Here is an 11,172-nt window from a genome sequence, read left to right as displayed (position 1 = left end):
CCCCAAGGTCAAGAGAAGTCAATTTAGTCAGCGTTTGATTAGCTTGACTACAATTTTGCGTTTCAGCAACATTTAATAATGCTTCTACCGTTCTTCTGGTCTCTTGAGGTAAACTGGCTTTTTGTTGACACCATTCTGTAAAGGTCTTAGGTGTTTTTATAGGTGCTGCGGTGACTTTTGGGGTGTAAAATCCTAAAGTCAGGGTAAAAATAGTGGCCGCTACTAAAGCTAGTTTCATGATTTTACAAGTTATACAAAAAAGCTACAGTAATTCTACCATCTTCTAACTTGCAAAATAAGTCTGCTTTTAGCTATTTTTCGGACGTTTAAGGGGAATAGAATTAATTGGACCAAGAATTTGATTTAAATCCCGCAATTGTTCAGCCGTACCCATACAAATTAAAGTATCTCCTGACATTAAAACAGTATCTCCAGTTGGACCACCAATGAGTTTACCATCAAGACGACGAATTGCCAGAACTAATGCGCCTGATTGCGATCGCAATTTGGCTTTTTGTAAACTTTGACCAACGAAGGGACACCTATCGGAATCTAGTAAAAATTCTTCCATATATAACTGACGGTCTGTACCAGAAAGCATCCCATCCACAAAGTCCAAAATCTGCGGTCTGAGGGCTGCTGCTGCCATGCGTTTGCCGCCGGTGATATACGGTGAAATTACGGCATCTGCGCCACCACGCTGTAACTTTTGTACCGCTTCTTCTGTACTAGCGCGAGCGATCGCCCGAATGCCTGGATTCAGAGTTTTTGCTGATAAAACAGTATATAAATTTTCCGCATCTGAAGGTAAAGCCGCGACAATACAAATTGCTTTAGTAACGCCAACTTTTAACAAAGTATCATCTAACGTCGCATCACCTTGAAAAACAATGTAACCAATTTCCTGGGCTTTTTGGACAGATTCAAGTTCCGAATCAATAATGACAAAAGAAACAGCTTCAGCCTGAAATTCCTTAGCAATTTGTCGCCCAGTGCGACTAAATCCACAGATAATATAATGTTCTGATAATGATTCCATTAAACGCCTTTGTTGTCGGAGTCGAATTCCTTCTAGAAAATAACCTTCAATGACTGCGGCTGTAAATCTATTAACAATATAAGTAAGATTCACCACACCCATTAAAATTAAGACAATGGTAAATAAACGCCCTCGGCTACCTAATGGGTGAGTTTCTCCATAACCGACAGTTGCTAGAGTAATTACAGTCATGTAAGCTGCATCTTCCCATTTCCAGCCCTCAACCAGGGAATACCATAAAGTCCCAATTAGGGAAATACCAGCTAAAGCAAGCGCCCCAGCCATTAATTCTTTTTGAATCCGTTGATATTTTTGTTCAAGGGTAGAATACACAGGCAATTAAGAATTAGGAGTTCAGGAGTCAGGAGTCACCGAGTCAGGAGTCAGGAGGAAGAATCTGGAAAAGTGATAGTTTTTTGATAGTTTCAAAATCAGCAAGCCCGAATTAAGAATTAAACAATTTCTCATGTAGGGATTCAAAATAAATAATATTTGCACAATCATGGGTGATTTTTCCTCCTTCTTCTTTCTTTCCTCTTTGTTCTTTCTTCCTCCTGACTCCTGACTCCTGACTCGGTGACTCCTCCTAAAATCATCAAAAATTTTGTTCATATTTCCCAGAACCTAGTAAAGTATTACGATAAAAGCTTTTCAGGAGTAGCGGTAGTGAGCGTGCAAACTCTAATTGAACAAGCCACGAACCCCTTGGAGTCAGGTATTATGCCATCTACACCTTTTGATGTTGATAGCTTCGATGCGGCTGTCATGTCCACTTATGGGCGGTTTCCTTTGGCTTTAGAACGGGGTGCTGGTTGCCGTGTTTGGGATAGTCAGGGCAACGAATATCTGGATTTTGTCGCGGGCATTGCCACTTGTACTCTAGGACACGCCCATCCAGCAATGGTAGAGGCTGTAACTAGACAAATCCAGAAATTGCATCATGTTTCCAATTTGTACTATATTCCTGAACAGGGTGAATTAGCTAAATGGATTGTTAATCATTCCTGTGCAGATAGAGTATTTTTCTGCAATTCTGGCGCTGAAGCCAACGAAGCAGCAATTAAACTAGCGCGGAAATATGCCCACACTGTCCTAGAAATTGCCCACCCAATCATTTTAACTGCCCATGCCAGTTTTCACGGAAGGACTTTAGCCACTGTGACTGCCACTGGACAACCCAAGTATCAAAAGCATTTTGATCCTTTAGTTCCTGGTTTCCATTATGTAAATTACAACGATATTAGAGCAGTGGAAGCCGCTGTTACTGAATTAGACGAAGGTAATTATCGGGTCGGGGCAATTTTAATTGAACCATTGCAAGGGGAAGGTGGCGTTCGTCCTGGGGATATTGCTTACTTTAAGCGGTTACGGGAGATTTGCGACGAAACTGGCATTTTGTTGATTTTTGATGAAGTACAGGTTGGTATGGGACGCAGTGGCAAATTATGGGGTTATGAACATTTGGGAGTAGAACCAGATATTTTCACCAGTGCGAAAGGTTTGGGCGGTGGTATTCCCATCGGTGCGATGATGAGTAAGAAGTTCTGCGATATTTTTGAACCAGGAGAACACGCAAGTACATTTGGCGGTAATCCCTTTGTTTGTGGTGTGGCGCTGAGTGTGTGTGAGACTTTGGAAAAAGAGAATATTTTAGAGAATGTCAGAGAACAGGGCGCACATTTACGAGAAGGATTAAGAGCGATCGCTCGTCAATATCCTCAGCATATCTCAGAAGTACGCGGTTGGGGTTTAATTAGCGGCATGGAAATCAAAGCCGATATTCCCTTAACTGCTGGTGAAGTTGTCAAAGCTGCAATGGCAGAAGGTTTATTACTTGTTCCCGCAGGTCCTAAAGTAGTGCGGTTTGTTCCCCCTCTCATTGTCACAGAGGCAGAAATCAAGCAAGCATTAAAAGCTGTAGAAAAGGCATTAGCTAAACTGACAGCATAGGTAATTAAAAATTCGTAATTCGTAATTTCAAGAATTATCAATTACGAATTTTTCATCTTGATAATTTTCAACATATCAATTTGGAATAAATTAATCAAAAAATGCGATAAAATGGAATAATATATTTTTCATTAATACACAACGAAGCTATGCCAGAAACAAAATCTACTCATACAGTCCGCAGAGGCAGAATCTTCCCAGAAATTCAATGGACTCAAGAACAGAAAGCACAATGGCAGACTGAACGGGAAACATTGTCTCAAAACTGTAAAATAATTTTTGAGCAGTTACAAGCAGAACTCATTAAAACTCACTATAACTGGTACATAGCAATTGAGCCAAATAGCCGTGAATATTTTATTCATGAAGATCCCTTATTAGCCGCACAACAAGCACATCAAAAATACCCAAATGTCAAACTGCATGTTTTCCGAATTAATGAAACTGGAGTATGTGGTAAAATATGATTTTAAAATAATACTTACTACAAATAAAAGAAAGACCCTTCAAATATTACCAGTATCATTCATAATCACATCTAAGGTTAATTATCATGAAATGCAATAAAATATTTAGATTAAGTTCCCTGAGAACGTCCATTCACCTAGATGGCTGCAATGTTACCCATTATCAAGAACTGCATAAATTCTCTTCTGAAGCCGAAGCAGAAGCTTTTTTTAATCAAAGTATTCAAGAATTACTCACACACGGTTGGTATGATATCGAATCTGTGACCGTAGACGAAAATAACAAAGATCTCACTCCAGATGAATTGTATGGAATGTTCTTAGAATTAAAAAATCAAGTAGATGAATTTGCCAATGCAATTATCAAACCTTATATAGAAATTACTCCATCTTCAACAACAGAAACTACCCTATGGCAAAGTAAATTTGGTGGTTTACCTTACCTGCCCAAAAATACGACCTATCCTGAAGCCCCAGATGGTACACCCCTCCATCTTTTAGCACAAATCAACTTTGCTGAAACTCCTAAATTAGAAGATTTACCAGAAAAAGGGATTCTTCAATTTTATATTGAAGCCGGAGGTGAAACAGCCTATGGAATTGAAGAATATCCCCAATTAAAACAAACTACTTTTCGAGTTATTTACTTTCCAGAACCAGATTTAAATATTGATAATCTTCTAGATAATTTTGATTTTTTACCTCCAGGAATAGGTTTGCCATTATTAGACTGTCTGGGTTTGAATTTCGCTATTAAATCAACTCCTATGAGTGCATCAGATTATCGGTTTAGAAACTTAGTTAAAAGCCATTTTCCCATCTTTCAACAAGATAATCTAACCAAAGCAATGGAAAATTCTTTAGAAGAACTTGTAGATGATTTTCTCAATGAATATGAAGAAAAATATGAGGAATCATTAGGAGGACATTGTTTAGGAGGATATCCCGCATTTGTGCAAAATGATGATCGTGCAGATTTGCAGGAAGAGGAAGGTTATGATTTTCTGCTATTGCAAATGAACTCTGATGATGAGCATTCAATTATGTGGGGAGATGAGGGAGTTGGTAACTTTTATATTCAACCTTCTGCACTGAAACGGTTGGATTTTTCTCAGATTTTGTACACCTATAATTGTTGTTGAAATTAGGTGAATTAGGCTTTTCTAGGATTAAATAAACCTAATATTATCTGAGATACCTATTCTGTAACTTTCAGAATTAAGGAAGTAGTAAATAAAATTTGTTCAAATACTAACCCAATTTAGGTAGTTAATTGAACTCTAAGCATAAACGTACTTTTAGTTCGTTTTAACATTTTGATGCTTTGTATAAGATTCAAGACGTACTTTTAGTTCGTTTTAGTTTTTTATGAGTTTTGAAAGATATAAAGAAGTTAAACAGCTTTTTGGTGATAGAGTCCAAGCCCTTCGCAAAGACAGAGGTATTACACAAGAGCAGTTAGCAGAGGATATTGATAAATCCGTTGAGCATATTAGCTACATAGAACGAGGTGAACGCGCTCCGTCTTTTGAAACAATTTTAGATATTGCTGAAGCCCTGAAAGTGTCAGTACCATACTTAATGAATGTCACACCCCAAACAGATATCAGTACAAACTTTCTCACTGAATTACAAACTCCGGTAGTTCTTCCCTCTCTTGTTGAACCTGTTAAGGAAGCAGTTAACACAACTAAAGAGCGCCGTTCAGATTTAGAACGATTACAGACAGCACTTGGGGCTATTCAGGAATTACAGAGTCTGGCAAATGAGTATGGTATTAATGATGTTTTTCAAGACAATGGAGGGAAAGTTCTTCAAGTTTTAATCTTACTTGGTTTGCGGATATCACCTGGACGTGAAGGCAATGATGCAATTGATGCAGAAAAAAATGAATATGAATTAAAAACAATTAATAAACTTTTAAGTAAAAGTGTCACCACAAATCATCATCTTAACCTTGATATCTTAGCCAAATATCGTGCTGTAAAAGCTTGGTATATTGCTGTTTATGAAGGAATTTTATTAAAAGCTATATACAGAGTTGACCCTACTTCACTTGAAACTAAGTTCAGTTACTGGGAATCTAGAATACGTGGCGGAATGGAATCTATTAATAATCCTAAAATCCCTTTAAGTTTAATAGAAAAAGAAGGTGAGTTGGTTTATCCTAAACAGAATCAACAAACAATTCCAGGAAATTTGCCAATTTAAAGTAACCTTCATAATTTCAAAGCTAATTGCTTTGAAGTAGTTAAACAAACAGATTCTTTTTGAGCAAGAAGACATTCATAAAGAGTCAGAGCCTCCTTCGAGCTTTGAGTTTTATCTAGAAACCGGAAAGCTGAAGATGCTAAATAAGATGGCTCTTTTTCAAAAGCAATCCAACTTCTTTCTATCTGTTCAGCCGCAAAACCTGTAGTATTTGAGCCTGCAAATATATCTAGAACTTTATCTCCAGGATCAGTCAAAAATTTAATGAAAAACATTGGCAACTTTTGAGGAAATCTCGCTGGATGAGGGGGTATGGAAATAGATTTACATAATTGAATATAACTAGAATTACTTTCAGTATTTGCAATCTCTAACAAATTTGATGGTATAGCACCACCATTATCAGTAGCAAAATTCTTACTGATATCATGGACTGAAGGTCTTTCTTTCGGTGTATAGTATTTTTGAGGATCTGCCTGTAGCTTCTTCATTCGCTCAGAGTAAGGGACTAAAACATTACTAACATTTGCTTTAGGATGATCAGTTTTTGAGAGCCACCAGACGGTATTTACAGAGTCCTTTGCTCGAATTTTTCGCTTATTAACCCACTCAATTGGTGAAGGTAGTTTAGCTGGGTTATACCAAAAAAATTCTTCAGCCAGTCTAAATCCCAATTCATCACAAAGTTTAATTAAAACTCGATAGTTATAGAGAGAGCGAACTGGACGTTTACTTTCATAAGCTCCACCTAAATCAAGTACGAAACTACCAGTTGAATTCAGAACTCGATAAACTTTTTTGGAAAACTCAAGCAACCAATCAACATAATCTTCCTGCTCTACATTGCCATAAGCCTTTTTGCGTTGCAAGGCAAAAGGTGGTGATGTCAGCACTAAATCTATTGAGTCAGATTCCAGTTGATCCAGCAATTGTAGGGAATCACCAAGATAAGCCGCACCGCAGTCTGTAGTATATAGTGGATTGGGAAGAACCATTGTCAGACGCACTAAGAGTTAGTTCTATAACTATAATCCTAAAATATCAAAACGACATATTTTTGGTATCAGTTCTTGTAAAGGCCTACACATAGTGAAAGATTGTGCCATTGACGGCACGGCATTGTATGAACAATGCCAGAAAAGGATATTCGTAACCTTTACCGTTTTATAGACTGGGTTATGATGTTACCAAAGGCATTAGAAGCGGACTTTTGGCAAGATTTTAAACAATTTGAAACAAAATAATACAAATTAACTTCATCATAGCTTAATTGTTTCTAGTTGGTTCAAGGCAAAAACAACCAAAATTATCTTATTTTGTCTCTGATATTGCATAAGTATTGCGAAAATAAAAACATTAATCTATCATCACTTATTAATGTGTGGTGTGCAAGCAAAGATGATCAAGTTAATCACAAGAATATTACTGGTATCTGTAGTTAATTTAACTTATGCCTTATTTAGTCATGCTATAGCTAATGGCGAAAATGTTGATTCATTAGAGATAGAACAAGTTACATCAGTTTCTCAATTAAGAGATGTAGAACCCACAGATTGGGCATTTCAGGCTTTACAATCTCTAGTTGAACGATATGCTTGCATTGCTGGATATCCCAATGGAACTTTCCGAGGAAATCGAGCTTTAACGCGCTATGAATTCGCTGCTGGGTTAAATGCTTGTTTAGATAGAGTTAATGAATTGATAGCTACAAGCACAAGTAACGCAGTCACAAAAGAAGATTTTAGTAAATTACAAAAATTAGGAGAAGAATTTGCTGCTGAATTAGCCACACTCCGGGGAAAAGTAGATACTTTAGAGGCAAAAACCACAGAACTAGAAGCAAATCAATTTTCCACAACTACCAAACTATTTGGACAAGCAATTTTTGGTATTCAAGGACGGAGTGAAAATAGTGCAGATTTGTCACCAAAAGATGGGATTAAAGAAACAATAGATAACGGAACAAAAATTAACGTTATTAGTAATGTTCAACTCACACTACTTACCCAATTTAAAAACCGCAGCTTTTTAGTAACAGGATTACAAGCTGGTAATGGGGGTACAGCTAGTTTCAATGCCCCGCGAATAACCAACGATACCCGATTAGCTTATGAAGGTAATACAGATAATAGCTTAGTTTTAACTGACCTCAATTATCGGTTTTTAGTAGGTGATAAAGTAGCAGTAATAGTTGGTCCAGCAGGGGTTAATCCTATCAACACTTTTCGAGGAGCAAACCGCATAGAAAGTGCAGGTAAAGGTCCCATTTCTGCCTTTGCTCAACGTAACCCAATTTTAGCAATTGGTAATGGTACAGGTGGTTTGGGCTTGGATTGGCAAATGAATAAACGAATTAGTTTGCAAGCAGTTTATACAGCGAGTAAATCCGCCGATAGTAGCCAAAATGCCGGATTATTTAATGGGGGAAATGCCACCGGAGTGCAATTAAATCTTGCTCCTACTAATAATATTGATGTAGCACTAAATTATATTAATTCCTACTCGACTACAGGATTTTTAGGAACTGGAATTGGTGATGATTTATTGGCTTATACACCTACTTCTACTAGTCCCCTGACAACTGATGCTTTTGGTGCTACTGCATCTTGGCAGGTTAATCCTAAGTTGACAATAGGTGGTTGGGGAGGTTTTACGACTTCTCGCATACCTGGACAATCAGGGAGTGTAAAAACTAATAATTGGATGGCTTTTCTTAACTTTCCTGATTTATTGGGACAAGGAAATTTGGGGGGAATTTATGTCGGACAACCTCCGAAAATTGTTAGTAGTGATTTACCAACAGGTAATAATCTTCCAGGTATTCTTAAAGATTCTCTTGGTAGTGCGGGAGGACAACCAGGAACTACTACTCATATAGAAGCTTTCTATCGTTATCGAATGTCAGATAATATTAATATTACTCCTGGTGTAATCTTGATATTTGAGCCAAGACATAGCCCGAATAGCGACATGATTACCATTGGTGTTCTCCGAACAACTTTTAGTTTCTAAAGATATATTCTTACCAATTAAAATACAAATTTTTCTATAATAGGAGTTGCAAAAAAAATGTGGACTAAATCTATTAGTAATATTTTAAAAGTGGGAATATTTAGTAGTTATATTTTAGCTGCTAGTTTACCTGTTCAAGGGCAAATCATGATTCAAGGTGGTAATCTATCTGGAAATCTGAATTATAACTATGACAATCCCATAGTCCCTATTGCTAATAGATTCACTGGGTTAGATGTTAACTCATTTAATTTAGAAACTGACATTGGTAGAATATCTAATTTTCAAGGGACTGGACAATTAAAAGAAGTTAGTAATTTAGGAGGTATTCTCCAAAATGGTCAACCGACAATTGGGACTTTATCTGGTTTAATAACTGGGAGATCACAAACTGCTAATGGTAATTCTCTACTTTTTAATAATACTCCTATAACTATCAATGGTGTTGTCTCTTCTCTTCAGAAAATTAATAACTTTACCCAAGCCGGAAATATCGCCATTACTGGTGGCAAGATTGATACTAATTTACTCACAAATATAACTCAACCTGGAGCATTTAATTTTGGGACAAATTTAACAAACCTTGGTGTATTATCAAATTTAGGGAGAACAGCCACAGAGCAGTTTAACTTACCTCAATTAGGCTTGAATCCCCAAGTTATTCAATCATTAACTAATAATCCCAACTATGGGAGAGTTGGTTCTCCTGGGTTGATAACAACTCCTGGACTACCTTCGAGAATTTACCCCGGTTTAACAGCACCCAGAAAATAAATCAACTATAATTCGATAAACTTACAGTATTTTATTGTACAACAGTATAACTGAGTTTATTAATTACAGAAAATGCCGCAAGATTTAACTTTAATCCATAGCTTACTTCTGTTCAGCACCGCATTTATTGCCGGTGGACTCAATGCTGTAGCGGGTGGTGGCAGTTTTATTACCTTTCCTACCCTGATATTTACAGGTATCGCCCCAATTAACGCTAATGCTACAAATAATACTGCACTGTGGATAGCAGCTATAGCTAGTGCAGGAGCTTATCGTCGAGATTTAAACATCGAAAAACGACAATTATTATTACTAGCTGGTACCAGTTTAGTGGGTGGTGTCATTGGTTCAGTGGCTTTATTATATACATCACCAGATGTATTTAAAAAGATGCTGCCCTATTTGTTACTATCAGCAACATTGATATTTACATTTAGTGAATCTCTAAAAAGCTGGCTGCAACTTCAGAGTAAAAATGATGTTTCTGCACCTCCACCTTTATTTATTCTCCTAGTTTCTCAATTGGCAATCTCTATATATGGTGGTTTTTTCGGTGCGGGTATAGGCATTTTAATGTTAGCAACTTTAACCTTTTTAGGGATGAAAAATATTCACTCTATTAATGCTTTTAAAACTTTATTGGGTAGTTGCATTAATGGTGTGGCAATTATTCCTTTTATGTTCGCTAATTTGATTGCTTGGCATCAAGTTATGATCATGGCGGTTGGTGGTTCTCTGGGTGGTTATTTATGCGCTCATTTTGCCCGCAGACTAGAACCCAGCTTGGTGCGAAAATTCGTGATTGTGGTAGCTTTTGGGATGACTACTTACTTTTTTATTCATGGTTAAGTAGGTAAATACAATTATACTCAAAACGGCTTATCTGTTGCCTTCCACAACCGGAAAGGGAATAAATTCCCTGTCTCATAGCTCAAGTCCGTTAAAACGGACTAATATATTTTCCTAGTATCTAGTATAAGGGACTTCCAATTAAAAAAATACCCAAAAATTTCTTGTAGTGCGGGCATACTATGGCTAACGCCACGCTGCGCTATCGACAAGCTCAGTACAAGTCTTGCCCGCTAATCATCAAGGACGGGCAGGATGCCCATCCCACAAAATTGGGTAATTTATTTTTTGATGTTCCCTAAATACTAAATGGACGGGCTAGAAGCCCACCCCACAATAATTGTATGACTGGTGGGATAGGTATGTGGTCTGTGCAAATATTAATTAAATATAAAACTATTGATTTTGTGACTTTGATTACAGTTTTTTCTATTTGGTAACGCTTGAATGGGAAAATAACTTATTTTTCCACAAGAATAAACAGGACTATCTCAAGGATTACACCATAGGGATCACGGCTAATCTAAGGAAAGTTACATCTAAAGTAAATTTATATATCTCAGGTATGATGATAATAATTATCAGGTTTGAGATAATGACCTAAGATATCAAATTTTTCACATTCACAACAATTAAACAATTTTTGTCACTTTTTCTAAAAAATTATTAAATCCAGGGGTTTTAAAATGCAAGTATCACAAAAGATTCATTGCCCAAATTGCGGTAGTGCTGCTGAACGTCACTATATTTCTGATAGTCAAATTACGCGGACACAATGCCCTAGTTGCGATTACCTAATGATAACTTGCACCCGCACCGGTAAAGTAATTGAGGCTTATGCACCAGGCATTTATGCTAGGAAATAATTGA

The 11,172-nt window shown here is 37.0% G+C and carries 11 protein-coding genes and 1 pseudogene; 8 read left to right on the top strand and 4 right to left on the bottom strand.

Annotated features, from left to right (window positions below):
* The 3 genes and pseudogenes from FJR08_RS06735 to FJR08_RS23130 form a co-directional block, all read right to left on the bottom strand.
* A pseudogene (locus FJR08_RS06735) lies at positions 1-238 on the bottom strand (leucine-rich repeat domain-containing protein); the annotation flags it as partial.
* A gap of 69 nt (positions 239-307) precedes the next feature.
* Positions 308-1,372 carry a TrkA family potassium uptake protein gene (locus tag FJR08_RS06730; RefSeq protein WP_015078957.1) on the bottom strand — a complete coding sequence of 355 codons (1,065 nt, stop codon included), beginning with the start codon at positions 1,370-1,372 and terminating at the stop codon, positions 308-310.
* Between the two features lie 21 nt (positions 1,373-1,393).
* Complete coding sequence (locus tag FJR08_RS23130; protein WP_217357487.1) at positions 1,394-1,651, bottom strand: hypothetical protein; 258 nt, start codon at positions 1,649-1,651, stop codon at positions 1,394-1,396.
* Positions 1,652-1,705: 54 nt separating this feature from the next.
* Between FJR08_RS23130 and FJR08_RS06725 the strand changes: the two genes are divergently transcribed.
* The 4 genes from FJR08_RS06725 to FJR08_RS06710 all read left to right on the top strand — a co-directional run bounded on the left by FJR08_RS06725 (position 1,706) and on the right by FJR08_RS06710 (position 5,667).
* A complete protein-coding gene (locus FJR08_RS06725) occupies positions 1,706-2,989 on the top strand; it encodes an aspartate aminotransferase family protein (protein WP_168632635.1) in 1,284 nt (427 codons plus the stop codon).
* A gap of 149 nt (positions 2,990-3,138) precedes the next feature.
* A complete protein-coding gene (locus tag FJR08_RS06720; protein ID WP_015078959.1) occupies positions 3,139-3,456 on the top strand; it encodes a hypothetical protein in 318 nt (105 codons plus the stop codon).
* 86 nt (positions 3,457-3,542) lie between these two features.
* The gene (locus FJR08_RS06715) at positions 3,543-4,598 is read left to right on the top strand and encodes a YwqG family protein (protein ID WP_174783010.1); all 1,056 of its coding nucleotides are present in this window, start codon (positions 3,543-3,545) and stop codon (positions 4,596-4,598) included.
* 226 nt (positions 4,599-4,824) lie between these two features.
* Positions 4,825-5,667, top strand: coding sequence for a helix-turn-helix domain-containing protein (locus FJR08_RS06710; protein WP_015078961.1), 843 nt, complete (start codon positions 4,825-4,827; stop codon positions 5,665-5,667).
* 8 nt (positions 5,668-5,675) lie between these two features.
* On the opposite strand, the gene FJR08_RS06705 is transcribed toward FJR08_RS06710, so the two are convergent.
* The gene (locus FJR08_RS06705) at positions 5,676-6,662 is read right to left on the bottom strand and encodes a site-specific DNA-methyltransferase (protein ID WP_168632634.1); all 987 of its coding nucleotides are present in this window, start codon (positions 6,660-6,662) and stop codon (positions 5,676-5,678) included.
* Between the two features lie 403 nt (positions 6,663-7,065).
* Here FJR08_RS06705 and FJR08_RS06700 point away from each other — a divergent pair, with 403 nt between their 5' ends.
* The 4 genes from FJR08_RS06700 to FJR08_RS06685 all read left to right on the top strand — a co-directional run bounded on the left by FJR08_RS06700 (position 7,066) and on the right by FJR08_RS06685 (position 11,168).
* Positions 7,066-8,679, top strand: a complete 1,614-nt coding sequence (locus FJR08_RS06700; protein WP_174783009.1) for an iron uptake porin — start codon at positions 7,066-7,068, stop codon at positions 8,677-8,679.
* A 57-nt stretch (positions 8,680-8,736) separates the two neighbouring features.
* Entirely contained in the window at positions 8,737-9,453 is a 717-nt protein-coding gene (locus tag FJR08_RS06695) for a hypothetical protein (protein WP_168632632.1), read from the top strand.
* A gap of 72 nt (positions 9,454-9,525) precedes the next feature.
* On the top strand, positions 9,526-10,302 hold the full coding sequence (locus FJR08_RS06690; protein ID WP_015078965.1) for a sulfite exporter TauE/SafE family protein: 777 nt from the start codon (positions 9,526-9,528) through the stop codon (positions 10,300-10,302).
* A 686-nt stretch (positions 10,303-10,988) separates the two neighbouring features.
* Positions 10,989-11,168 (top strand): hypothetical protein, encoded by a 180-nt coding sequence (locus FJR08_RS06685; protein ID WP_015078966.1) that lies wholly within the window; start codon positions 10,989-10,991, stop codon positions 11,166-11,168.
* Positions 11,169-11,172: the final 4 nt, after the last annotated feature.

It is taken from the genome of Dolichospermum sp. UHCC 0260, assembly GCF_009711985.1.
In the GTDB taxonomy this organism is placed as follows: Bacteria; Cyanobacteriota; Cyanobacteriia; order Cyanobacteriales; family Nostocaceae; genus Dolichospermum; species Dolichospermum lemmermannii.
Note: the sequence above shows the minus strand (reverse complement) of the source record. Positions and strands in the feature narration are given on the sequence as shown.

Coding starts and splice junctions, on each gene's coding strand:
- FJR08_RS23130 (WP_217357487.1), bottom strand. CDS start 1,651: ATGAACAAAATTTTTGATGATTTTAGGAGGAGTCACCGAGTCAGGAGT.
- FJR08_RS06720 (WP_015078959.1), top strand. CDS start 3,139: ATGCCAGAAACAAAATCTACTCATACAGTCCGCAGAGGCAGAATCTTC.
- FJR08_RS06715 (WP_174783010.1), top strand. CDS start 3,543: ATGAAATGCAATAAAATATTTAGATTAAGTTCCCTGAGAACGTCCATT.
- FJR08_RS06710 (WP_015078961.1), top strand. CDS start 4,825: ATGAGTTTTGAAAGATATAAAGAAGTTAAACAGCTTTTTGGTGATAGA.
- FJR08_RS06705 (WP_168632634.1), bottom strand. CDS start 6,662: ATGGTTCTTCCCAATCCACTATATACTACAGACTGCGGTGCGGCTTAT.
- FJR08_RS06700 (WP_174783009.1), top strand. CDS start 7,066: ATGATCAAGTTAATCACAAGAATATTACTGGTATCTGTAGTTAATTTA.
- FJR08_RS06695 (WP_168632632.1), top strand. CDS start 8,737: ATGTGGACTAAATCTATTAGTAATATTTTAAAAGTGGGAATATTTAGT.
- FJR08_RS06690 (WP_015078965.1), top strand. CDS start 9,526: ATGCCGCAAGATTTAACTTTAATCCATAGCTTACTTCTGTTCAGCACC.
- FJR08_RS06685 (WP_015078966.1), top strand. CDS start 10,989: ATGCAAGTATCACAAAAGATTCATTGCCCAAATTGCGGTAGTGCTGCT.